This is a genomic window from Thiomicrolovo immobilis (assembly GCF_039645955.1).
Taxonomy (GTDB): domain Bacteria; phylum Campylobacterota; class Campylobacteria; order Campylobacterales; family Sulfurimonadaceae; genus Thiomicrolovo; species Thiomicrolovo diazotrophicus.
This window is the reverse complement of sequence record NZ_CP147916.1, coordinates 1,635,466-1,659,723: the sequence shown is the minus strand read 5'-3', so window position 1 is coordinate 1,659,723 and position 24,258 is coordinate 1,635,466. Positions and strand designations below refer to the sequence as shown.

The 24,258-nt window shown below is 58.1% G+C and carries 19 protein-coding genes and 1 pseudogene; 12 read left to right on the top strand and 8 right to left on the bottom strand.

The window, feature by feature from the left end:
- The first annotated feature begins 12 nt into the window (after positions 1–12).
- Positions 13–1,809, top strand: a complete 1,797-nt coding sequence (lepA, locus tag WCX72_RS08600) for a translation elongation factor 4 (protein WP_345969404.1) — start codon at positions 13–15, stop codon at positions 1,807–1,809.
- Between the two features lie 10 nt (positions 1,810–1,819).
- Positions 1,820–2,392 carry a phosphoribosyltransferase family protein gene (locus tag WCX72_RS08595; RefSeq protein ID WP_345969403.1) on the top strand — a complete coding sequence of 191 codons (573 nt, stop codon included), beginning with the start codon at positions 1,820–1,822 and terminating at the stop codon, positions 2,390–2,392.
- A gap of 3 nt (positions 2,393–2,395) precedes the next feature.
- On the opposite strand, the gene WCX72_RS08590 is transcribed toward WCX72_RS08595, so the two are convergent.
- The 5 genes from WCX72_RS08590 to WCX72_RS08570 all read right to left on the bottom strand — a co-directional run bounded on the left by WCX72_RS08590 (position 2,396) and on the right by WCX72_RS08570 (position 9,728).
- Complete coding sequence (locus WCX72_RS08590; protein WP_345969402.1) at positions 2,396–3,118, bottom strand: DUF4230 domain-containing protein; 723 nt, start codon at positions 3,116–3,118, stop codon at positions 2,396–2,398.
- A gap of 33 nt (positions 3,119–3,151) precedes the next feature.
- A complete protein-coding gene (locus WCX72_RS08585) occupies positions 3,152–4,708 on the bottom strand; it encodes a SagB/ThcOx family dehydrogenase (protein ID WP_345969401.1) in 1,557 nt (518 codons plus the stop codon).
- Positions 4,709–4,843: 135 nt separating this feature from the next.
- Positions 4,844–7,186: an EAL domain-containing protein gene (locus WCX72_RS08580; RefSeq protein WP_345969400.1), complete on the bottom strand. Its 2,343-nt coding sequence runs from the start codon at positions 7,184–7,186 to the stop codon at positions 4,844–4,846.
- A gap of 110 nt (positions 7,187–7,296) precedes the next feature.
- Positions 7,297–9,270: a hypothetical protein gene (locus tag WCX72_RS08575; RefSeq protein WP_345969399.1), complete on the bottom strand. Its 1,974-nt coding sequence runs from the start codon at positions 9,268–9,270 to the stop codon at positions 7,297–7,299.
- Between the two features lie 68 nt (positions 9,271–9,338).
- Positions 9,339–9,728: a hypothetical protein gene (locus WCX72_RS08570; protein WP_345969398.1), complete on the bottom strand. Its 390-nt coding sequence runs from the start codon at positions 9,726–9,728 to the stop codon at positions 9,339–9,341.
- A gap of 215 nt (positions 9,729–9,943) precedes the next feature.
- Between WCX72_RS08570 and grpE the strand changes: the two genes are divergently transcribed.
- The gene (gene grpE, locus WCX72_RS08565; RefSeq protein WP_345969397.1) at positions 9,944–10,501 is read left to right on the top strand and encodes a nucleotide exchange factor GrpE; all 558 of its coding nucleotides are present in this window, start codon (positions 9,944–9,946) and stop codon (positions 10,499–10,501) included.
- A gap of 21 nt (positions 10,502–10,522) precedes the next feature.
- Positions 10,523–12,403 carry a molecular chaperone DnaK gene (gene dnaK / locus WCX72_RS08560; protein ID WP_345969396.1) on the top strand — a complete coding sequence of 627 codons (1,881 nt, stop codon included), beginning with the start codon at positions 10,523–10,525 and terminating at the stop codon, positions 12,401–12,403.
- 86 nt (positions 12,404–12,489) lie between these two features.
- Here the strand turns inward: dnaK and WCX72_RS08555 are convergent, their stop codons facing one another.
- Positions 12,490–13,698, bottom strand: coding sequence for an MFS transporter (locus tag WCX72_RS08555; RefSeq protein WP_345969395.1), 1,209 nt, complete (start codon positions 13,696–13,698; stop codon positions 12,490–12,492).
- 113 nt (positions 13,699–13,811) lie between these two features.
- On the opposite strand from WCX72_RS08555, the pseudogene WCX72_RS08550 reads away from it, so the two are divergent.
- From WCX72_RS08550 to WCX72_RS08540, 3 genes and pseudogenes are all read left to right on the top strand, one after another.
- Positions 13,812–15,047, top strand: a pseudogene (locus WCX72_RS08550) (glutamate-5-semialdehyde dehydrogenase); the annotation flags it as partial.
- Positions 15,047–15,616 carry an ATP-binding cassette domain-containing protein gene (locus WCX72_RS08545; protein ID WP_345969394.1) on the top strand — a complete coding sequence of 190 codons (570 nt, stop codon included), beginning with the start codon at positions 15,047–15,049 and terminating at the stop codon, positions 15,614–15,616. The pseudogene WCX72_RS08550 and the gene WCX72_RS08545, both read left to right, overlap by 1 nt.
- A gap of 102 nt (positions 15,617–15,718) precedes the next feature.
- The gene (locus WCX72_RS08540) at positions 15,719–16,090 is read left to right on the top strand and encodes a response regulator (protein WP_345969393.1); all 372 of its coding nucleotides are present in this window, start codon (positions 15,719–15,721) and stop codon (positions 16,088–16,090) included.
- A 69-nt stretch (positions 16,091–16,159) separates the two neighbouring features.
- Here WCX72_RS08540 and WCX72_RS08535 read toward each other — a convergent pair whose 3' ends face one another.
- Positions 16,160–18,220, bottom strand: coding sequence for an ATP-binding protein (locus WCX72_RS08535; RefSeq protein ID WP_345969392.1), 2,061 nt, complete (start codon positions 18,218–18,220; stop codon positions 16,160–16,162).
- A 159-nt stretch (positions 18,221–18,379) separates the two neighbouring features.
- On the opposite strand from WCX72_RS08535, the gene WCX72_RS08530 reads away from it, so the two are divergent.
- The 4 genes from WCX72_RS08530 to WCX72_RS08515 all read left to right on the top strand — a co-directional run bounded on the left by WCX72_RS08530 (position 18,380) and on the right by WCX72_RS08515 (position 23,166).
- On the top strand, positions 18,380–21,535 hold the full coding sequence (locus WCX72_RS08530) for an FIST N-terminal domain-containing protein (protein ID WP_345969391.1): 3,156 nt from the start codon (positions 18,380–18,382) through the stop codon (positions 21,533–21,535).
- 126 nt (positions 21,536–21,661) lie between these two features.
- Positions 21,662–22,180, top strand: a complete 519-nt coding sequence (locus tag WCX72_RS08525; protein WP_345969390.1) for a PAS domain-containing protein — start codon at positions 21,662–21,664, stop codon at positions 22,178–22,180.
- A gap of 17 nt (positions 22,181–22,197) precedes the next feature.
- Positions 22,198–22,587 carry a hypothetical protein gene (locus tag WCX72_RS08520; RefSeq protein WP_345969389.1) on the top strand — a complete coding sequence of 130 codons (390 nt, stop codon included), beginning with the start codon at positions 22,198–22,200 and terminating at the stop codon, positions 22,585–22,587.
- Positions 22,588–22,632: 45 nt separating this feature from the next.
- Positions 22,633–23,166: a histidine phosphatase gene (locus WCX72_RS08515; RefSeq protein ID WP_345969388.1), complete on the top strand. Its 534-nt coding sequence runs from the start codon at positions 22,633–22,635 to the stop codon at positions 23,164–23,166.
- On the opposite strand, the gene WCX72_RS08510 is transcribed toward WCX72_RS08515, so the two are convergent.
- Positions 23,160–23,798, bottom strand: coding sequence for a response regulator transcription factor (locus WCX72_RS08510; protein ID WP_345969387.1), 639 nt, complete (start codon positions 23,796–23,798; stop codon positions 23,160–23,162). The two genes, WCX72_RS08515 and WCX72_RS08510, sit on opposite strands and share 7 nt — an antisense overlap.
- 140 nt (positions 23,799–23,938) lie before the next feature.
- Here WCX72_RS08510 and WCX72_RS08505 point away from each other — a divergent pair, with 140 nt between their 5' ends.
- Positions 23,939–24,253 carry a hypothetical protein gene (locus WCX72_RS08505; protein WP_345969386.1) on the top strand — a complete coding sequence of 105 codons (315 nt, stop codon included), beginning with the start codon at positions 23,939–23,941 and terminating at the stop codon, positions 24,251–24,253.
- Positions 24,254–24,258 lie beyond the last annotated feature (5 nt).

Sequence of the window (24,258 nt, the reverse complement as noted above, 5' to 3'; positions counted from 1 at the left end):
CATGAGGAATATATGGATCTCAAACATATTCGCAACTTCTCCATCATCGCCCATATCGACCACGGTAAAAGCACCCTGGCCGACCGGATCATCCAGGAGTGCGGCTCCGTGACGGAGCGCGAACTCAAATCGCAGATGATGGACACGATGGACATCGAGCAGGAGCGCGGTATCACCATCAAGGCGCAGAGCGTCCGGCTTGACTATGTCAAGGACGGGGAGCACTATGTCCTCAACCTCATTGACACCCCGGGCCACGTCGACTTCAGTTACGAAGTAAGCAAATCGCTCGCCTCCTCCGACGGCGCGCTGCTGATTGTCGATGCGGCGCAGGGCGTCGAGGCGCAGACCATTGCCAACGTTTACCTGGCCCTGGACAACAACCTTGAACTCCTCCCGGTCATCAACAAGATCGACCTGCCTGCCGCCGAGCCGGAGCGTGTTGCCGAGGAGATTGAATCGAGCATCGGGATTGACGCAACGGACGCCCTGATGGTCTCCGCCAAAACGGGCGTGGGCATCCGCGAGCTCGTCGATGCCATCGTCGACCGCATTCCCGCCCCGGTGGGCGACCCGGTGGCGCCGACGAAGGCGATCATCTACGACAGCTGGTTCGACCCCTATCTCGGCGCGCTGGCGCTGGTGCGCGTCTTCGACGGCACTATCCGCAAAAAGCAGATCGTCAAGCTGATGAGCAACAACGAGCAGCACGAGGTTCTCGACCTCATGTACCCGCACCCGCTCAAGAAGATGAAGACCGAATCGATCGGCAGCGGCGAGATCGGTATCGTTGTCCTCGGCCTCAAGGATGTCGGAACGCTTAACGTCGGGGATACGATCACTGATGCGAAAAACCCGACCTCCGAACCGGTCGGCGATTACGAACCGGCCAAGCCCTTCGTTTTCGCCGGGCTCTACCCCATCGATACGGACAAATTCGAGGACCTGCGCGATGCGCTGGACAAACTGCGCCTGAACGATTCGTCGCTCAGCTACGAACCGGAGACGTCCATTGCGCTGGGCTTCGGATTCCGCGTCGGATTCCTTGGCATGCTGCACATGGAGGTCGTCAAGGAGCGCCTGGAGCGCGAATTCGACCTGGACCTGATTGCCACGGCGCCGTCGGTCGTCTACGACGTCTACCTGACGGACGGCTCGACGCAAGAGGTGCATAACCCCTCCGAGCTGCCGCCGGTGAACCACATCGAGCGCATCGAGGAGCCCTACGTCAAGGCGACGGTCATCACGCCGACGGAGTACCTCGGCAACATCATGAACCTGCTCGTCGCCAAGCGCGGTCTCCAGGAGAAGATGGATTACCTTAACGAGGAACGCGTCCTGCTGGAGTACTCCGTACCGATGAACGAAATCGTCGTCGACTTCTACGACAAGCTCAAGTCCATCTCCAAGGGGTATGCGAGTTTCGATTACGAACCGACCGACTTCAGGGAGGGCGACCTCGTCAAGCTTGATGTCCGCGTCGCCGGCGACGTCGTTGACGCCCTCTCGGTCATCGTTCCCCGTGAACAGGCCGAACAGCGCGGCCGCGCCCTCGTCAAGAGCATGAAAGAGCTGATTCCCCGCCAGCTGTTCGAGGTGGCGGTGCAAGCCTCCGTCGGCAACAAGGTCATTGCCCGCGAGACGGTCAAGTCCATGGGCAAGAACGTCACGGCGAAGTGTTACGGCGGGGACATCACCCGTAAACGCAAGCTGCTCGAGAAACAGAAAGCCGGTAAAAAACGGATGAAGGCGATCGGCAAGGTACAGTTGCCGCAGGAGGCCTTCATGTCCGTCCTTAAAATGGACTAGGCGGCGGACTTTGCGTTGTCTACTCTGCGAATCGTGGTCACTGAGCCGCATTTGCAGGGCCTGCCGCGAGGAACATCTCACCCCCTCCCTTCACACCCGAAAGATCCTCGGGAAACTCCCCGTACACTCCTTTTACAGATACGACGAGATCGAGCCGCTGCTGCTGACGAAGCATACGGATATCGGACACCACCTTTACAGGATTATGGCTTCGCTCTCTTTTGCACCGTATGCAAAGACATTGGGGATGGAGGAGGCCGTGGCGATTGTCGCTGTGGATGACCATGTCCGGCACGGCTACTCGCATACGGCGGTGCTGGCCCGGGCGATGAAAACCGCCGCATTGATGCCAAGGCACACCGTGCTGCGCGACCGATCGGGGCACCGCTACTCCGGGCAGGACTTCCAGTACCGCCTGACGCACCCGCGGGATTTTACACTAAAGCCTTTCCCGGAAACGAAAGTGATCCTCGTCGACGATATCCTGACGACGGGCCTGACACTGACCCAGGCGGTGGAGGCGCTGGAGCGGGAGGGAAAAGAGGTGCTTTTCTGCCTGACGCTGGCCGACGCGGAACGCTGAAGATTACGCCTCCGCAGCGGGGGGAAGCTGGGCTTCGGTCCGGTTCCCCGGAAGGTAGTCGACAGTGTTCTCGATCGTCGGGGATTCGGAGAAGTCGAACTGGATCGATGCGGCGTTGAGGGCGAAGGCGATCTGCTCCAGCGTCGTACGGGCGGATTTCTGCACGTCGGGGAGGAGCTCGATCATCATGCCGTTGGCGATGGCGGAGACCTGCTTTTTCGCCTCTTTGATCAGGGCGTTACGGTCGTTTTCGTCAAAGCCGTCGCTGAAGACCCCGGCAATGAGGTCGGGCAGAAGCCACGGCAGCAGCTTGCCGTTCTGTTCGTCGTAGAAACTGATGTCCTTGATGCTGAGGGAATAGCAGCACTCGGGCATTTTGAAGAGGTACTGTCCCTCGCCGAGCTCCTCGATGCCGAAGTGGCTGTCTTTGAGGTTGTAGCTGAAGTCGATGTCGAAGGTGAAGATCATCGCCAGTTTCTTCTTGGAGATGAGCCAGCGCAGGTACTTCTCCCCGAAGTTCCCGAAGATATGATCGGAGGCCGTGACGATCTCTTTTGTGACGACCTTGTAGACGTTGAGGTTCCCCAGGGACTCCATCTTCTCTATGGTCGAATAGAGCGCGACGTTGGCCGGGCCCTCTTTTTTGGTGCGCTTCAGGTACCAGATCAGAACCGCGATCCCTCCCGCAAGCAGGAGGCCGCTAAAAAACATAATGATATTATCCATGCCCTATTGTAGCTCAGCCGGGATAATAGTGCGCTATCGTCTGCTGTAGGGGAGTTTTGTCTGTAGGCGGAGGTCGGGAATGGCGTAGCCGATGGCCAGGTGGTAGAGGCTCTGGAAATCGTTCCCCTCCAGCCCCAGCAACCGGTGCATGACATCGTCAAGGAAACAGCCGATGCCCGTGGCGCTGAGCCCCTGTGACGTCGCTTCAAGGTAGAGCTGCTGGCCGATGGCGCCGCACTCCCAGTAGAGGCTTTTGTAGCGTCCCGCCCCGAAGCGCTCAATCTGGGGGGCGAATTCGCAGAGCATGCCGAGCGAGAAGGCGCCGTCGGATGCGATCTCCTGGCTACAGGAGATGAATTTGGCCTGGGCGCGGAAGTCGCCCGCTTCAAGCAGATAGAGATGCTCCCCGGCCGGCCGGAAGAGAAAGTCGCCCCGCATGCGCGTTTTAAAGGATTCCAGGTAGCCGTCGTTCAGGAGGTAAAGGTACAGACCCGGCTCCAGGGTCTCGACGTCATGGACGAAAAGGATGAGGGAGGCAGCAGGCGTGAAACCGTCAACAGCGTTCCGTGCCGCCTGCATCAGCCGGGTGAACGATTCGAAGTCGATATGGGTACGGCCGAAATCCATGGCGCGGGCACTGCGGCGGGTAAGGATGACCTCTTCGGCAGCGGTGCCGCAGTTGCTGCTGAAAGGCGGGTGTGCCGTGTCGACCGGGAGGTTTACCGCGGCGGATGTGGCCCGCTCAACAAGGGTGATCGCCTCCCAGGGGTGCTGGGAGGGGCTGAGACGGTTCGCCGTCCCCGCATAGGCTGTGCGGCATTGGGCGAGCAGGGGGATAAGGTCGGGCGTTACGACGTCTTTTTCTGGCGTAATGAGTAGCAGGGCATCGGCGATCTCCTCCTCGTTCGGCTGGAAGCGGGCAGGCTGATCCAGCCCCAGCAATGTGTCGAGGGTATCTGCCTCGAAGGCGTCAAAGAGGCGGGCGTGCCAGCCGTTAAGGCGCGCGGATATCTGGGCGGCGCGCAGGGCGTGGCCGGCGTCGAGCTGGGTGTAGCGGAAGGCGCGCTCGCCGTACTTCCATGCCTCGCGCCAGACGATGGAGGTGAGGCCCATCAGGAAGGAGCCCTCCGGGAGTCCCGACCAGACGTCCGTATCGAAGGCATGCAGGAGCTCCAGACTGTGGGTTAGCGGCGCGTAGTGCGCAACGACGCTTTGGGTGCTGACGCCCTCAATCGGGGGGAGGATAACGTAGCCTTCGGTGGGATGGAGGTTGCCGCTGGAGGCGTTGCAGCGCAACGTCCAGCAGTCGCTGCCGATGCATTTGACGGCCGCAAGTCCCAGGCTGTAGCGCAGTAGAACGGAGAGGGTCTCCAGGGTGAGCGGTTCGGAGGGGAGTGGCTCAAAAAGGGCGGCGTAGGTCGGTTCGGGTCCCGGGGAGGGGAGGGGAAGGACGACTCCCTTTGCCCCGTCGAAACGACGGTAGGGATCGGGCTGCGTTGCCCAGTCCATATAGCCCAGCGACGCCGCATAGCGGTTGGGGTGGTGCTTGGTACGGTCATGGTATTCGAAAACGGTTTCAAGGGTATGCATGCGGTGATTGTTCCTAAACTCTTTTGAAGGGGTGCTTGCACACGGTGTGCGGCAAAAATAATTAAGCACTGTCACCGAATGGATGCATTTTCCATTCATCCGGGCACAGCGGTGATGACGGCTGGGGGCGCTGTATTACTTTGCGCTTGTCGATTGCTCGGGCAGGCGTTTTTCTTCGATGGATTGCCGGGTACTGATTTTGGTGCTGATCAGCGCTTCAAGTTTTTTGACCGGCAGGGCCTTTTCGCACAGGAAGCCCTGGTAGTAGTCGCAGCCGAGTTCTTTGAGCATGCTCAGCTCCTCATCCGTTTCGACCCCCTCGGCAACGACGGTCAGGTCCATGCTTTTGGCGATGGCGATGATGGTTTTGACGATCATCAGGGAATTCTCGTTGTGCTTCAGATCGGTGATGAAAGAGCGGTCGATCTTGATCACGCTGACGGGGAGGTGCTTGAGGTAGGAGAGCGAGGAGTAGCCCGTACCGAAATCGTCCAGCGCGACGCGTACACCGAAGGCCTCAAGCGCTTTGACTTTGTCGATGGCGCCGCGGGAGTTGTCGACCATGGCGCTTTCGGTCAGTTCAAGTTCGATCATCTCGGGGGCGATCTCGTAACTGGTGACAAGGGCCCGGAGGTAGTCAACGAAATCGGGCTGGTTGAACTGGTGGGAACTGACATTGACGGAGACGCGTTCGATGGCGTTGGCCGCACCCGTCTGCTGCCACTGCTTGATCTGCTTGATACTCTCTTCCAGCACCCATTCGCCGATTTTCACGATGAGTCCGCTCTCCTCGGCGTAGGGGATGAACGCCTCCGGCATGATCAGTCCCTTGTCGGGGTGGTTCCAGCGGATAAGTGCTTCGACCTGAGCGATCTTGTCGCTGTCGATGGCCACCTTCGGCTGGTAGTAGAGTTCGAACTCTTTCTCGTCCAAGGCGGTGCGAAGCTCTTTTTCCATTTGGAAGAGTTCATGCTGGGAGGTTTCAAAAGATTCATGGTAGAGCTCGGCATGCTGCCGACCGGTCCGTTTGGCCTGGAACATGGCGATATCGGCACGTTTGATGATGGCGTCGGGGAGCATCCCCTCTTCGCCGCGGAAGACATTGATACCGATGCTCGCGGAGAGCGAAATGGACTCTCCGTCGATGCCAAAGATCCCGTTGATCGCGTCAATCAGCCCCAGGGCGATCTCCATCGCCTCCTGGGCTGCTGCGGTATAGTCATCCGAGAGGGTATTGAGGAGAATCAGAAACTCGTCCCCCCCGACCCGTGCGACGGTGTCTTCGGATCGAAGCTGTTTGAGCAGCCGCTGACTGACCTGGTAGAGCACCTGGTCGCCGATATAGTGGCCGTAATCATCGTTGATATGTTTGAAATGGTCCAGGTCAATAAAGAGCACGGCGCAGTGAAAAAGATGGCGTCTGCTCTGTTCAATGGAGAGTTTGATCCGGTCGGTGACGAGACTGCGGTTGGGCAGTTTGGTCAGCGGGTCGTAGAAGCTGTTCTGCTTGATCAACTCCTGGGCCTCTTTCTCCATCGTCAGGTCCTTGACAAAACAGATGGCGCCCTGGTGCAGCCGTTTTTTATCGATGACGGGCACGGTGGAGAGCTCGATATAGAGGGAGTTTTCCGAGAAAGTCGAGTAGAAAGGCCCCTCGTAGCGTCCCTGACCGTCTTCCAGTGCCTGATTCAGTGCCGGCAGGATGCGTTTGTCCATGAGGGTGCCGAGGTCGTACCCTATGAGGGGATCACGCGATGTCAGTCGAAATATTTTGAGCAGCTGGTTGTTAAGGTCGGTGATATGCAGACTGCTGTCATAATAAAAGATCCCGACGGGGGCGTTGTCGAGGAGGGAGATGAGGCGCCCCTGCGTATTTTCGAGGGCGGACATGGCCTGGGTCAGCGCGAACTTGCTGTAGATGGCATTGTCGATGACGGAGCCGAAATGTTTGGCACTGAAGATGAGCAGGATCCCCAGGGCACTGACAATGTAGGCGATGGTTTGGTAGAGCGGGTCTTCCATCCACGCCAGGCGGACGATAATGGGTGCGAAGGAGAGCAGGGCGTAAGCGACGACCAGCTCCCAGGAGGCGGAGATGATGCCCAGCGCGGTGGCGGTCAGGCCGAGAATGAACAAGACGACGACCATCTGGTAAAGGATCTCGTGCGGGGGAAAGAGCAGCACGGCGGTGCTGCCCCAAAGCCCCCCGCCGATAAGCACGTAGGTGTAGTAGCGGTGCAGCCAGAGGGTGCTTTGGGGTCTGAGCTCCTCTTCGGAGCTGTTGCTGTAGAGCAGGTAATGGTAAAAGCGGAAGAGCAGGACGATGACCGAGACGCTTATCCAGACTGCCAGGGCAATGTTGTCGACGTAGTGCCACATGAAGACACTGAAAAGAAGGACGCTGAAAAAGTGGATGAGAAGAATGACCGGAACAGTACTGTAGAGGTACTTCAGTTTGTCAAAGTCGAATTGGCGCATTGTTGCTTATTCCCCAGAAAAACTTTCCTCACAGCTTTTTATGCTGTGATTGGATGTTAAGAGTCCCTATCATAGCATAAAAGTCCCCATAGCAGGGAAAAAAGAGCGGTTTACTTGAAAAGAGAATCAAATAGTTGCTGAACCTGTTTACCGGCCTCTTGTTCGATGAGTTTCCCCGCGTCGACGGTGACGCCGGGGCGGGACATTTTCCCCCTGAGCCGGAAAGGGATAACGGCACCGGAGGCTTCGAGTTTGATGTCGGCCCGGACGGTTTCCTTCGCGGTATCGATCTTCGCGTGTTTGGTCTGCAGGGAGGCGCGGTCGGAACGCAGCTGCACATCCGCATCGATCATTGTATCGTCGAGGCGGGCGAGGGTCGTGCCGTCGAAGCGCTCTTTATAGAGATCGACACTGGTGTATTGGCGCAGCAGATCGAAGACGTTGTTGCGGGAGAAGGCTCCTTCGGTCAGCTTGCCTTTGAGTTCACCCTGTTTATTGTCAAGCCGGTAGTCGAGCGCTCCGTCGAAACGGGCATCGAAGGTTTCGGGCTGGACGAGCATGTGCAGCGCCGCTTTCGTACTGATCTGTTTGAAATCCGCATGAAGCGCCTGCCCCTTCAGCGTTGCGGCGATCGCCCCCTTCAAGAGGCTGCTGTTCGCATGAAGCAGCAGGGCATCATCGTAGGTGAGATCGCCCGAGATCTTTGCGCTTCCGCGCAGCGGGCGTTCGGCCAGGGCGGAGAGCCTGCTCAGGTCGGGGATGTCTGCCGTGTACTCCGCCGTCATGCGGCTTTGTTTGACGTTGTACCGCAGCGTGTCGGAGCGCAGGGTGAAGAGGTCGGAGACGAAATCTGCTGCCGCAGCGACGCTCTCCCCGTTGAGGCGGCTCTGGGTTTTGAGCGTGAAGGTACTTGCGGGGAAGGGGCGCCCGAGCAGCTTGGAGAGGGCATCGGTTTTCGCGCTCCCTTTTGCCATATTTACGTCAATTGTTCCTTTGAGCGCCTCCGGGTCCAGGCTTGGCAGCACCGCATGCCCGGAGACGTCGGCATCGGCAATACGGGGATAACCGAGCATATTCAGCAGCCGTGCCAGACGGAGGTGCTGGACGGTGACGTCGGCGGAAACAGGAGCGTAGGCTTTGAGGACGGCTGTTAGAGCGCCTTTGCCCCCGGCGAGCTCCCCCGAAGCCGTGGCGTCGAGATGCTCCCGGTCGCCTTTGAGCTGCCCCGCAAGTGCGATGGGTCCGTGGAGTGTCTGTCCCGTCAGCCCCTGCAGGAGTGCGAGTTCTTTGATCGAAAAAGCGTAGCGGATGTCCATCCCTCCGTTTTGCGGCGTTAGTGTTCCGTCAGAAGTGAGGTGCCCCAGGGCGGAGTCGGTTTTGACATTGTAGGTGACGGTGTCCGTTTTCAGCCGTGCCTGCAGAGAAGCGTTCAGGGCCGCATCGGGCAGGTTGAGGCCGTAGGTGCTGCTGATCAGCGCACGGTCAAGTGTCCCCTGCGCCAGGACGGCATCGACCGTCCCGTCGAGTGCGGCGGGGTCTATGGAGTGCAGGAGGATCTCCGCATCGATGCTCCCGGAGGCCAGCGGTGCCCGGCCGGCGAGGGCCAGCAGCTGCTCCAGTCGGGCATGGCGGATCGTCGCGGTGAGGGCCCCCGGGTTGAAATCAGTCAGGGTCAGGTGGTAGGCGGTGTCACTCCCGGCGGCATCGGTGTGCCCGTCAATCTCAAGCAGCGGCAGGTTGCCTTTGACCGTTCCTTCGGTCTGCAGGCTCCCCTGCATGTTCTGCGCGCTCAGCGACGCAAGGTCCGCCAGGTCGGCGCGGTAGCGGGCAGCGAGTGATCGGTCGAAGAGCGAATACTCCCCGTCCGCCTCGATACGGCCGGCGTTCCCCAGTAGGATGACGATGCTGAAACGGCGGAAACCGAGGTCGAAAGTTTGAACATCGGCGGACAGGGGCAGGGTTTCATTGAGTTTTTGCTGCACGATACCGGCAATGATCCGGTTGCCCGGCGGGGTAAAGGGGAGTATGAGCACGATGGCGATAAGCGAAAGCAGGGCGATGAGCGTCAGGGTGATGCGTTTCATATTGGTTCTTTTCATCCAAAGGTCTAAAGCTATTATAGCGCTGCATACATTTGCCAGTCGACGGTCGGCTATTCGGTGTAGGTGGAGAAAGCGCCCTCGACGCTTAATGCGCTCTTGTAGCGCGTCGGGGTGAGGCGGACGGTTTTCGTTTTCAGGTCGCAAATGGCCAGACGGTAGTTGGAACCCATGAACGGTTCGACGATACAGACGATCGTGTTGCCGACCTGCCGTGTCGCATGGATGGTACCCTGGAGAGTGTGAAAGAAGTACTTGGGGTAGCTCAACGGCGTGATTTCGACGATGTCGACGCTTGTCCTGCGGTCAAACGTTTGGGCAATGAGCTCCGCATCCTCGTAGCTTTCAAACTGGACGCACCAGTCGTCGAACTCTTTGTTGAAGTGCTTCAGATCCTCATCCAGAAAACCTCCCGCCGGCGATTGCAAAGCAAAAATACTCATGTAAACGGCCTTTAAAAGCGGGATCTTTTTAGGATGGAATTGTACCATTTCCCCTGCTGCAGGGCTCTGAAGGGTGTCAATAGTGGGGAAGGATTTTACTTTAGTCATATTGACTCAACTATATTGATCTTAATATTACAATCAGTACTTGACATAGATAGACTCATGTAGTATAATTTGGTCAGATTTCAACTGAAAGGAGTCTGACAGTCGCTATGTCTCAGGAAGAAAACAAGCCTAATAATGAAGAAACTTTGCCCAATGATGAAGAAATGATTGAGGAGATGGTTTCAGAAGAGGCGGAAGAGGTCGGTTCGGACCTTGAACGTGTCCAAATGGAACTGGATCAGCTCAAAGATAAGTATACAAGGGTCCACGCGGACTTTGACAATATTAAAAAGCGTCTGGAGCGCGAAAAGTACCAGGCACTTGAATACGCCCAGGAGAAGTTCGCGAAGGACCTGATCCCGGTTGTCGACTCGCTGGAGATGGCCGTCAAGGCCGCCGATGCCGAAGGGATGGAAGCCGCCGAGCTTCTGGCCAAGGTGAAAGAGGGCGTTGAACTGACGATGAAGCAGTTCCTCAGCGCCCTGGAAAAACACGGCATTACGGCAGTAGGCGAAGAGGAACCCTTCGATCCGAACGTACACCACGCGGTACAGCAGGTGGACAGCCCGGAGCACGAGAGCGGGGAAATCGTCAGTACCTTCCAGAAAGGGTACAAATATAAAGAGCGGACATTGCGCGACGCAATGGTCGTGATTGCAAACTAATTATAAAGAGAGGAACGACACATGAGTAAAGTAATCGGTATTGACCTTGGTACAACCAACTCCGCGGTAGCGGTCTTTGAAGGCGGCGAAGCGAAAATCATCCCGAACAAAGAGGGTAAGAACACGACGCCTTCCGTCGTTGCCTTTACGGACAAGGGCGAAGTCCTCGTCGGTGACCCGGCAAAACGCCAGGCGATCACAAACCCGGAGAAGACGATCTACTCCGTCAAGCGTATCATGGGTCTCATGATGAACGAAGAGAAGGCCAAAGAGGCGCACGACAAAGTCACCTACAAGATCGTCGACAAGAACGGTATGGCAGCGGTTGACGTCGCCGGCAAAGTCTATACGCCGCAGGAGATCTCCGCGAAGATCCTGACCAAACTGAAAGAGGATGCGGAAGCGTATCTCGGTACGCCTGTGACCGACGCGGTCATTACGGTTCCGGCCTACTTCAACGACGCCCAGCGTAAAGCGACGAAGGAAGCGGGAACGATCGCGGGCCTGAACGTCCTGCGTATCATCAACGAACCGACGGCCTCCGCACTGGCATACGGTTTGGACAAAAAAGGCGAAGAGAACGTTCTCGTCTACGACCTCGGCGGCGGTACGTTCGACGTCACGACCCTCGAGATCGCGGAAGGGACTTTCGAGGTTCTCTCCACTGACGGTAACGCCTTCCTTGGCGGCGACGACTTCGACAACCGTATCGTCGATTTCCTCGCCGGCGAGTTCAAGTCCGAGAACGGCATCGACCTCAAAGCGGACAAGATGGCGCTTCAGCGCCTCAAAGATGCGGCGGAAGCGGCGAAGAAAGAGCTCTCTTCCGCTTCGGAGACGGAGATCAACCTGCCGTTCATCACGGCGGACGCGACGGGACCGAAACACCTCGTCGTCAAACTGACCCGTGCGAAGTTCGAAGGGATGATCGACGATCTGATCAAAGAGACGATGACGCACATCAACGTCGCGCTCAAAGATGCGGACCTCGACAAAGGTGAGATCAAAGAGGTCATCATGGTCGGCGGTTCCATCCGTGTCCCGCTGGCACAGCAGAAGGTCTCCGAGTACTTCGGCGGCAAAGAGCTGAACAAATCGGTCAACCCGGACGAAGTCGTCGCCCTCGGTGCGGCGATCCAGGGCGGGGTCCTGCGCGGTGACGTCAAAGACGTCCTGCTGCTTGACGTTACACCGCTTAGCCTCGGTATCGAGACCCTCGGTGGCGTCGCGACCAAGGTCATCGAGAAAGGCACGACGATCCCGGTCAAGAAATCCCAGGTCTTCTCCACGGCCGAAGACAACCAGCCGGCGGTCTCCATCCACGTCGTCCAGGGTGAGCGTGAGTTCGCCAAGGACAACAAGTCTCTCGGGATGTTCGAACTGACCGAGATCCCGGCGGCACCGCGCGGCGTTCCGCAGATCGAAGTCACCTTCGATATCGACGCCAACGGTATCCTGACGGTCTCCGCGGCCGACAAAGGTACGGGCAAACGCCAGGAGATCAAGATCACCGGTTCGTCAGGACTTTCCGAAGAGGAGATCAACAAGATGGTCCAGGACGCCGAGTCGCATAAAGCCGAAGACGAGAAGCGCAAAGAGCTTGTCGACCTGCGCAACCAGGCGGACGCGATGATCGCCCAGACGGAAAAAGCGATGAAAGAGGCGGGCGAGAACATCGACGCCGGCGACAAAGCCAACATCGAGAGCGCGATTGCCGCCCTCAAAGAGACGCTCAAGGACGAAAACGCGACCAAAGAGCAGATCGAAGAGAAGCTCAAAACGCTGACGGAAGCAAGCCATAAACTGGCCGAGCAGATGTACAAGCAGGAGCAGGGCGGTGCCGCGGCCTCCGAAGGCGCCAAGAAAGCCGACGACGACGTTATCGACGCCGAGATCGAATAAAACCCGGGGTCTTCGGGCTCCGCTTCAGTACTCCTCCTTTTTTCTCCATGACACTATGGCTTCCGTGATCAGCGCGGGAGCCCTGTTTACACTCCCGGTTCTTCCAGCGCGAAACGGCGGGCAATCCAGCCGAAATAGAGCGCCGAAACAATAAAAGCGACTCCGAGCAGCGCCATGACGCTCTGCAGTCCCATCCCCCACTCCACCAGGACGCCGATCAGGAACGAGACGGCAGAGACCGTCAGCAGGAAGATCATGTCGTTATAGGCGATGACACGTCCGTAGTAGGCTTCGTCGGTGTTGCGCTGCAGCAGGGTATAGGTAAAGGACCAGATGACGGTCGTACTGAGGCCCACAAGGATAGAGGCTGCCAGCGAGAGATAGAAATGGGGTAGCAAGGCCGCCCAGAGGAAGATGGCAGCGGCCTGTAGCAGCAGAAGCAGGGGCAGCCTTTTGATGCTGATCCAGCGCCCCAGCAGCAGCGGACCGCCGACCAGCCCCAGGGCCCGGAACGCGTGGGTAAGCCCGATGGCCAGCGGTGCGGCGATCGCCGGAAGGTAGTAGGCCTCCGCGGCGAGCGGGACCAGGCCGTCAAAGGCGGTAAAGCCGACGAAGGCGTGCAGGAAGATCAGGTGCAGGGTCAGGGGGTTGCGCTTCAGGTAGCCGACGCTCTGCGAGAGCAGCGCCAGATAGCGATCCGTATCGCGCGTTTTGTGCGGGGGGAAAACGGCGGGCAGGAGCAGCGCAAACGCGACGGCGAAGAGGGCGGCGTCGGCGAGGAAGGCGGTCTTGACGCCGAGGTAGTAGACGGCGATACCGCTCAGCGCCATCCCGACGGTATAGGAGACGGACCAGATGATCGAATGGATCTCGTTGGCGTGTTTGAGCGCCGACGCCTTTAAAAAGCGCGGCAGCAATGCCATCTCCAGCGTAAAATAGAAACTGGAGGCCCCCATGCGCACAAAGACCAGCACGAAGAGCAGCCAGAGCTGCGCCGCGTCATCGACCAGCACCAGCGGCAGGGTTGTGACGATCTCGACAAGCAGCAGTGCCAGCATCAGCCGCTTCGGGGCGATCTTGTCGATCAGCGCGCCGGAGAAGGGGGCCTGCAGGACCCCGGGCAGAAAATGCAGCGCCGCGACGGTGGCGACAACGAGGGGGGAGGCACCGAGCTTCAGCAGCAGGGTAAAGATGGCGACGTTGCTGAACCAGGCCCCGAAATAGGCGATGAGCTGGATCGAGGAGATGCGCCGCAGCAGCGGTTCGTTTTTCAACAGGGCGATGTAGTGTTTCACGCGGGGTTGCTCCGGGGAAGATTGACGGAAGAATGGTAGCGTAATCGCGGCCGAAGCGCGCCGTACAGCCGTGCTTTGGTATAATGGCCGCAAAATAGAGGGGAAAGCGAGACAATATGAATGCATTTTTGGAAGAAGCGAAAGCGGCGAGCCGGGAGCTGATGCTGCTCAGCGGCGCGGAGAAAAACCGCCTGCTGCGGGAGATGGCGGGGGCGATGCGTTCCGCGACGATGGACATCATCGAAGCCAACGCGCTGGATATGAAAGCGGCGGAGGAGAACAGCCTGAGCAGCGCCCTCAAAGACCGCCTGCTGCTCGACGAGAAGCGCATCGATGCCATGGCGACGGCCGTCGAGGAGATCGCGGCGCTCAAAGACCCCGTCGGCCGGGTGATCGACGGCTGGGTCACCGATGACGGGCTCAAGATCGAAAAGGTGAGCATCCCCATCGGCGTCATCGGCATCATCTACGAATCGCGCCCAAACGTCACCTCCGACACGGCGGCACTCTGTTTCAAAAGTAACAACGTCTGCGTGCTCAAAGGGGGCAAGGAGGCGGAGCACTCCAACGCCGCCATCGCCAAGGTGCTGCGCGCGGTGCTGAAACGCAACGATCTGCCTGAGGCGCTTATTTCCCTGCTGCCGGATGCATCGCGCGAAGGGGTGGCGAAGCTGATCAAGATGGACAAGTACGTCGACCTGATCGTCCCCCGGGGCGGCGAGGGGCTTATCCGCTACGTCAGCGAGAACGCGACCGTGCCGGTCGTCAAGCACGACAAGGGGCAGTGCCACACCTACATCGACAAAGACGCCGATATGGAGAAGGCGGTGAAGATCGCTGTCAACGCCAAAGTGGACCGTCCCGGCGTCTGCAACGCGATGGAGACCCTCCTCGTCGACAGAGCCATTGCGGCCGAAGCGCTGCCGAAGCTCAAAGAGGCATTTGACGCGGCGCATACGGAGCTCAAAGGGTGCGGCGACACCCGCGCGATCATTGACGTCGCCGAAGCGACGGAGGCGGATTTCGATACGGAGTACCTGGCGAACATTCTCAACATCCGCACAGTCGACGGTGTCGACGGGGCCGTAGCGCACATCGTCCGGTTCGGTTCGGGCCACTCCGAGGCGATCATTACGGAGAGTTACACGACGGCGGAGTATTTCCTCAACGCCGTCGACGCGGCGGCGGTCTACGTCAACGCCTCGACCCGCTTCACCGACGGGGGGGCCTTCGGCTTCGGTGCCGAGGTCGGCATCTCCACGAACAAGCTGCACGCACGCGGTCCGATGGGGATCGAGGGGCTGACGACCTACAAGTTCAAGATCTACGGCAGCGGCCAGATACGCTGATGCAGGTTTTACGGGTTGAGGGGCTCTCCTTCGGCTATACGCATGAGCGGGCACTCTATGACGACTTTTCCCTGACGCTCGCAGCGGGAGAGATCAAAGCGATCGTCGGGCCCAGCGGGGCGGGCAAGAGCACCCTTTTCGAACTCATTCTCGGCAACCTCCGCCCCCGCTCCGGCACGATCGAGGCCCTGCCGGCCTCCATGGTCTTCCAGGACCCCTACAGCTCTTTCCACCCCACCTACACGGTGCTCAACCAGATCAGGGACGTGGCGGATACGGCGGGGATGGCGCGCTACCTGGACGATATGGGGCTGGACGAGGCGCTTTTGCACAAGCTCCCCCACGAACTCTCCGGGGGCCAGCTGCAGCGCGCTTCCATTCTGCGCGCGCTGCTGATGAAACCGAAGCTGCTGCTGCTTGACGAGCCGACGTCCGCCCTGGACAACGTCATCCAGCTCGACGTGATGCAGCTGCTGCTGCGCCACCTGGGCGAGGTTGGAATGCTCCTGATCACCCACGAGATCGATCTGGCCAACTGGTGCGCCGACGAGATCGTCGAAATCGGCTGAGGGGGCTCGCGCCGCCCGGCGCCCTCCCTCTTGTACGAAAATACCTACAGAAAAGAAGCGGCCGCTTAGCTACAATGCCTCAAAAACTACAAGGCATGCACAATGAGCAAACGTATTTTGATCGTGGATGACATCGGTTTTATCGTCGAATTCGAATCGAAAGTCATTGATGCCCTCTCCAAAGAGGTGAGTCAGAAAATCCTGATCGATTCGGCGAACTCCGTCCGCGAAGCGCTTTCAAAGATCGCGCAGAACGACTATGATGCCATGGTGGTGGATATGAACCTGCCCGACGGATCGGGAATAGAGATCGCGAAGGCGGCACAGGAAAAAAACGCGCAGACACGTATTGCCGCCCTGACGATCTACCCCCAGAAGTTCGAGCCGGACCACACCTTTTTTGATGTCTTTTTCAAAAAACCGATTCTGCCGGCGACGTACAAAGAGAATATCCGCCGACTGCTCCAGTTATAGAAACGAACCTTCATCTCCCTGGCATGGCCGTACCGGTGCGTTGACGAGACGCCGCGATGTTCGGACCGGTTAGTCCCTGGGGGTCAATGCCGCTTTGAGCATCCGTTTGATCTCTTTTTTGTTGAAGGGCTTTCCGACATAGGCGTCGAAGTGGGGATTGTCCGATGCGGCCGCCTTGGGGTCCCCCGAAATGGAGACGACGTAAGCGGGCGGAAGGCTGTGCTGTTTTTCGATGGCCCGCAGCTCCCGGACGACGTCGTTGCCCGAAATCTTCGGCATATGGTTGTCGAGAAGAAGCAGGGAATAGGGCTGGTCGTCGAGGATGCCTCTGGCGAGCAGGTCGATAGCGCTTTGCCCGTCCTGGGCCGTTTCAATCTCGCAGAACTCCTCTTCGAGAATCGCCTTGATCAGTTCGATGTTGATGCGGTCGTCATCGGCGACAAGGACTTTGGGAAGGCTGCGGCTTGAAAGCATGGCGTGGAGCGTACTGGCATAATAGCCGTACTGGGAGACGACATCCACCCCCGGGATTGTTTGCGTTTTCGCCATGGAGAGGAAACGCTCTTCCATCACTGTCAGAGGGAGGTTCTTCTCTTTGGAGTACGCGTGCACCTGCTCGTTGTAGCTGCTTTGGAAAGCGATGAGGTGCGTGGCGTCGGAAGGGGCCTGGACGACGGAGCGGATCGCGATAATACTGGATTTCGGCAGGCCCATGCGCAGCAGGTAGCGCATGATGTTCTTACTCGTCGGCAGGTTGGTTTCGTCCATGAGAATAGCGATCTTGCAGCCCGGGTTGTTGACCGGAGCAAAGCTGGGCGCCGTATTGGCGGTCTGCAGCGGAAGGGTGAAAAAGAAGCAACTCCCTTTGTCCACTTCGCTTTCCAGTTCCAGTTTTCCGCCGAGATCGTGGACGTACTGGGCGCTGATGGCGAGTCCGAGTCCGGTGCCGCCGAATGTTGCGGCCGTCTCATCCGTTGCCTGCTCAAAGGCTCTAAAGATCGCCTGCTGGTTCTCCTCGGCGATCCCAATGCCCGTATCGGTTACCGCGATCTTTATGGTGCCCCCGTCCGGTTCATACACGACGGCAAGCTCCACGGAGCGCCCGGTCGGGGTGAATTTGTAGGCGTTCCCGATCAGGTTGATAATGACCCGCTTGAGCTTGGCGGCATCGACGGTGATCTCCTTGGGCAGCGCCGGGTCGATATAGACAAGGTAGGCGAGGGCCTTGTCCGACATATTCGCCGAGAAGATATTGGCGATATCGGCGAAGAACTTCGCCGGCGTGATCCGCAGCGGCTTGGAGAGCGTCCGTTCGCGCTGTGTCGAAACACGGTCGAGGATGGAGGTGGTCAGTTCGTTGATGAAGCGGGCGCTCTCCTTGGCATTGCGGACGTACTGCAGCAGCCGGCCATTGTCGACCTGACCTTCGAGCAGTTCCAGGAAGCCGAACAGTGCATTGGCCGGGGTCCGGATGTCGTGTACCGTGTTGGCCAGGAACATGAGGGTTTCGTCGGAAGTGGCCGGTGCCGGCTGGGCCTGTTCGTTCGCCTCGATCTGCCGGCTGATCGCGTTGGAGCTCTCTTTCAGACGGTCGCTGAGATAGATTTCGGGCGCTTCTTCCGTCTGTTTTTCCGGGAACATACGATAGATGACGTTGAGGAGAAAAGGGGCGATCGCTTCAAGCATCTCCATGTCATTTTCGTCAAAGTTCTGTTTGTGGCGGACCGAAGAGTAGGCCGTGACGATGCCCAGCAGCCGTTCGTTGTCGATCAGCGGCAGGATGATTTTGGATTTCATCCTGATCTCATCGGGGTTGTCCGTTTCCGGACAGTACTCTTTTTCGCTGGCGAGATAGTTGTAGATCCCTCCGGTGAGGGTGAGGAAGCTTTTGGCCAGCACGCCGCGCTGGTCGAGCATGGAGATCTCGCACACCTGGTCCGCTTCGCGGGCGCGTTTGAGGGAGGCTTCCATCTCGTCAAAGACCCAGAGCGAAGCGAACTCGGAATCCAGGAGCGTCGTGACAAGGGTTTCGGCTGCCGCGTTGATCTGCCGATTGTCCCCGGCGGCATCGATCTTGCGCGTCGTATCCTGGAGCATCGCCTTGAGTTCGCTGCTGTTGAATTTTTGCATCGGTATCCCCTCTTATCTGCGCGAACGGGCGCACCCGTCCTGAAACTTTGAGACGGATTATAGTTGAAAGGGTAGAGGAAAAACTGTAGGAAAATGCCTACACTTCGTGATACAATTGAGACAAAACATAAAAAGACACATTGAGAAACAGCACGATAGATGATACAGTTCAACCATATTTACAGTGACAAAAAGGGGCTCGAAAAAGCCTTGGCGGAGACGGGTGTCGTTTTCGATAAAAAGACGGTACTGGTTCAGATGTTCTCTTCCCTGCAGGAGCGGGAGGCTGTAGCTGCGATTGCGTCAGAGGTGCTTTCCCTGCTGCCCGATGCCACGCTGATCGGTGCCTCCAGCGCGGGGGAGATCGTCGGCGGCATGATGACGGAAGCGCAGACGGTACTGGGGATCTCCGTGTTTGAGAAAAGCGGCATCCGGTCCGTTTCGGAGGTCGATACGGCGTCGTATGCGCTTGGAAAGCGGATGGGGGAAGCGCTCTGCCGGGAGGATGCGCGCTGTATCATCTGTTTCGCCGACGGGATCCGCCACAGCAGCGATTTCCTCGAAGCCCTGCGTGCCGCCAACTGCGACAATATTCCGATTGCCGGCGGTATGGCCGGCGATCTGTTCCGGTTTGAGAGTACCTTTACCATCCATCAGGACAAGGTTTTTGAGGGCGGGGCCGTCGGCGTGGCGCTCACCGGGGAGACACTGGAGGTCTTTCAGGATTTCAACCTCGGGTGGCGCCCCGTCGGCAAAGAGATGACGATCACCCGGGCCCACAAAAACCGGGTCTATACCATTGACGGCAAGACAACGAGCGAGCTCTACCGGGAGGTGCTCGGGGAAGCCATCGTCCGGGAGCTCCCCGCGTCGGCGATCGGGTTCCCCCTGATCAAGCGCAGCGGCGGCATTCCGGTCGCACGTTCCATGATCGGGGCGTTCGAGGACGGGAGCGTTCTCTTTGCCGGCAATCTGAAAGAGGGGGAGCGCGTGCAGTTCGGCATCGGCAGTGCCGATCTTGTCAACAGCTACATCCCCGGGGACGCCATCCTTCGCGAAGAGCAGGCGCTGCAGGCCGCCTTCATCTACTCTTGCTCGGCACGAAAGCAGTTCCTCGGCAAGCAGCTTGAAGTCGCACTGGACAAGATCGATACCTTCGCCCCTTCGAGCGGCTTTTTTACCTACGGTGAGTTTTATACCTCCGCGTCTGGGGCGGAGCTGCTCAATATTACGTCGACGATTCTTTTCCTGCGCGAAGTCGGGACGGAGAGCAAACGTTTCAGCACTCCCCTTGGCGGGCGGAAACGGCAGCGGGCCGTCAATGCCAGCGAAGAGGGGGTGTTCCATCTGATCGACTACAATACGAAGGCCCTGGAGGAGCAGTCGCGGTCGCTGGCCAAGGCCGAAAGGCGGCTCAAAGAGCATATTGACGGCATCAACGACGTCCTGATCGTTTCCAAGACGGACCCCAGCGGCATCATCACCTACGTTAACCCGAACTTTGAACGGATCAGCGGCTATTCGCGCAGCGAACTGATCGGGCAGTCGCATAACATCGTCCGCAGCCCGAAGACCCCCGATTCGCTCTTTGAAGAGATGTGGCAGACGATTACCTCGGGGCAGATCTGGCACGGCAGTTTCGCAAACCGCCGGAAAGACGGAAGCGACTACTACGTCAAAAGTTCCATTATTCCCTTGCATGACGAGAAGAACAGGATTGTAGAGTTCTTCGCGATCCGCGAAGACATTACCGACCTGATCGAAACACAGCTGGCCTACAAGCGCGAGCATACTTTTACGCAGAAACTGCTCAACAACGATGAGAGCATCATTCTCATTATCCGCAACGGGATAGCGGAGAAGGTAAACCAGGCTTTTTTCAGGATCTTTCCCTTCAAAGATCTCGAGGACCTTCAGCACTCCAAGCGCTGCATCAATTCGCTCTTTATTCCCAAAGAGGGTTTTCTCAGCGCCGGAGGCGTTGCGCACCCGTGGTACCAGAAGCTCCTGGATGAACCGAACCGGATCCACAAGGTCCTGATGGAGGACAAAGAGGGAGTCGTCCGCACCTTTTCCGCCCGGGCACGGCAGGTGACCTTTGAAAATGATCAGTACATCTTCTGCTCGTTCAACGACGTCACAGAACTCGAGGAAGCGCGCGTGCAGGCGGAGACAGCGGAAGAGGCCCAGGCAACCTTCCTGGCGAACATGTCCCATGAGATCCGCACGCCGATGAACGGGATCCTCGGCTTTACCGGCATGCTGAAGAAGAGCGGACTGAACCCACAGCAGCTGGAGTACCTGGAGATCATCGAACGCTCCTCCGCAACCCTGCTCGATATCATCAACGACGTGCTCGATTTTTCAAAAATACAGAGTCACCACATGGTCCTGGAGAGCATCCCGGTCGACCTCTATTCGGAGCTCAGCATCGCCTTTTCGCTGATGCAGCCCGCCGCCCGCAAGAAGCGGTTGAACTACTCCAGCCATTTCGATCCGGCCATGCACGAGATCGTCCTGGGGGATCCGACCCGTCTGAAACAGATCATCATCAACCTTCTCTCCAACGCCATCAAGTTCACCCCTTCGTCCGGCGAAGTCAAGCTGCGCACCGAGGTCCTTGAAACCCATCCCCGCGACGGCCAGTGGGTGCGTTTCGTCATCGAAGACAACGGGATCGGCATCCAGAAGGAGAAGCAGGACCGTATCTTCAGCGCCTTTACGCAGGCGAACGAATCGACGACGCGGGAGTTCGGCGGCACCGGTCTGGGGCTTTCCATCAGCGCTTCGCTGGTTGAGGCCATGGGGGGCGAACTCAAGCTTTACAGCAAAGAGGGGAAAGGAACGGTGTTCTACTTCGACCTTCTGCTGACGCCTTATGATACTGCTATGACGGCCGCGGCACCGACGGAAGAGGCCCCGCCCGAAGAGGAAACCGACGAAGCGGCGATCAACAGCGATATGAAAGTGCTGGTCGCCGAAGACCTGGAGATGAACCGGCTGCTGGTCCAGCTGCTCCTCTCCAATTACGGCATCGATGCGGTCTTTGTCGAAAACGGCCGGGAGGTCCTCGAGAAGTTGGAAGCCGCTGCCTTCGATCTGATCCTGATGGATGTCAACATGCCGGTCATGAACGGACTCGATGCGACACGACGCATTCGGGAGGAACTCGGCAGCAGCGTTCCCATTATTGCGTTGACAGCGAATGCGATGGAGGGCGACCGCGAAAAGTTCCTGGAGAGCGGCATGAACGGCTATCTGACCAAACCGCTGGAGGAGAAAACGCTCGAAGCGGTGCTGCGGCAATACTCCTGACTCCCTGCCGGGACCCTTCGCACCGGCAAAAATACTCCCCTGCTCAAGTGTAGGATATTCCCTACATATCCTGACCGTGCCTTTCCGTTAAGATTGCTCCGTGAAAATTAATATGGGAGCCAGACAATGGAAAGACCGACACCTACTGACGTTGAACATGAAGTGACCGACGTGGATATGATCGTCTCGAAAGCCGATGCCGACGGGAACATCACCTATACCAATCCGATTTTTATGAAAGTTTCCGGGTACACGCAAGGAGATCTGCTGGACCAGCCGCACTCCATCCTGCGCCACCCCGACATGCCCAAGGTGATCTTCAAGTACCTGTGGGAGAACATCAAAGCCGGCAAGGAGGTCTATGCCTTCGTCAAGAACCTCTGCAAAGACGGAGGGTACTACCTGGTGCTCGCCCAGATTCGTATGGCCAAGAACCCGGACGGCTCTTTCAGAAACTACGTCTCGACACGCCGCCGGATGACGCAGAAGGCCCGTGATGTCATCCTCCCGCTCTATGCGAAGCTCCTCGAGATCGAAAAGAGCGAAGGGGTTGAGGCTTCCGAGAAAGCGCTGATGGATTTTCTCGCGGAAAACGGCCAGAGTGCGGATACATTCAACGACTTCATGCAGTCGCTGAACAAATAAGAGAAAAAGGATAGACAATGATCGATTTTGACAAATCCATGCAAAGACTCCGTGCGGTGAACGGCTACCTCGGGTCCGCCGTTTTGAACTATTCCGGTGAAACCCTCTATATCGATAACGATCATACGGGGACAGACATTCCCTATTCGGCCAGCATCTTCAATGACGCCTTCCGGATGGTGACCGAGTCCTCTCTGGACGTCGGCTTCAGCGAAGCCTCCTCCATCGAGGCGAAGACCCACGACGGCCACGTCTTCCTCATCAACAGCGCCGGAGAATTCGGCCAGGACAACTTCGCGAAGATCAACGTCTTCGCCATTTTCCGCGACGACGGGAATGTCGCTCTGGCGAAGATGATTATGGACAAAGCCGCCAAGACCATGTCTCAGGAGCTGGGGCGCATCTAAAAGCGTCCCCCGCATCAAAAGGACGATACCATCAAAACGTTATATTTGATTCATCATGCGAAATCGGACTGGGAAGAACCGGGCGCGAGCGATTTTGAACGCGGATTGACCGACAGGGGATACCGGGATATCAACACGATCGGATCGTACCTGCTGCTGCGGGGGATTGTCCCGGATATTATCCTCTCAAGCAGTGCGCTGCGGGCCCAGGAGAGCGCGGACAAGCTGGCCGTCAAGGTGGGCTTCGACGGACCGCTGCTCTACCTGAGCGAACTCTACCTGACACCCCCGGAGACGATCCTGGAAACGGTGATGCTGCAAGAAGACGATGCCGACACGATCTTTGTCATCGGGCACAACCCGCAGCTGACCGCTTTTGCGAATATGCTGACCGACGAGCATGTTTCGAAGATCCCGACGATGGGGGTTGTGGCGATGACATTCGACATCGGCAGCTGGCAGGAGCTCGAAGAACGTAAGGGAGAAATCGACTTTTTTATTTTTCCGAAGCAGTTCAAATACTACCTGCCGAACCAGATCCGGGCCGTGCTGGACCGAAACGGGCCCGGCGCTCAATAGACGGCGATGTCGTGCTCGAAGGCAAAACGGAGCAGCTCCGTCGTACTGGAGAGGTTCAGCTTCTCCAGGATGCGGGTCCGGTAGGTGGAGACGGTTTTGGGGCTGACACCCAGTTCCGCGGCGATCTCCTTGTAGGAGAGGCCCCGGGCGATCAGGGAGAGCACTTCCAGCTCGCGTTTGGAAAGCGCGGCGGTCATCGCCGTCTCTTGCTTGTCCAGATCGGTGCCGTAGGGCATGGTCTCTTCCAGAGTGGGGCTGATGTACTTTTTGCCTTTGGCCACGGTCGCGATGGCCCGTATCAGTTCGGCGCCGATGACGGCCTTGTTGAGGTAGCCCGAAGCGCCGGCCCGGAAGGCCTGAAGCGCATAGGGGTCTTCGGGGTAGGCGCTGAGCACCAGGATCGGCAGAGTCGGATGGCGTACGCTGACGCTTTCGATCGATTCCATGCCGTTTTTGTCGCCGAGGTTCAGGTCGAGGATCAAGAGGGCGTACTCCCCGTTTGCGAGCAATGCCATCAGTTCATCGAAAGAGGAGGCGTTGGCGGCAACGGACATCTCCTCTTGCTGCTCGATCAGCATGATCAGTCCGCTGCGGACGATCTCATGGTCATCGGCGATAATGATATTCAGCATAGCACTCTCTTTCGCATTATTTTTTTTTTGTGAGCAATTATAATAAAAATAATATGCAAAGCGGCTGTTGCACGCGCTTTAACGCGATTTAATTCATCCTGGGGTAGCCTGTCCCCAACCAAACGGAAGGAGAGGAACATTTGGAGCAGCTGATCACGGAGACTTTGGGGTATGCCCGAGACCATTTCACGGCCTTCGGCCTGGAAACGGCGCAGGTGGATGCGCTGCTTGTCGCAGGGGAGCGCGACCTGTGCAAGGAGCTATTGCAGCTGAAATCGTTGGCGGAAGCCGTCCCCGCGGATGCGGACAAAGTGGCCCAGTCGCTCCATGCGCTCAAGGGGCTTTTGATGAATATGGGCAATAACAACGCTGGGCAGGTATTTGCAGAGCTGGAAACAGCCTTTAAATCGACCAAAGAGGTCGCAGGGATCCTGGCACTGCTGGCAGCGGGATGAGGTCA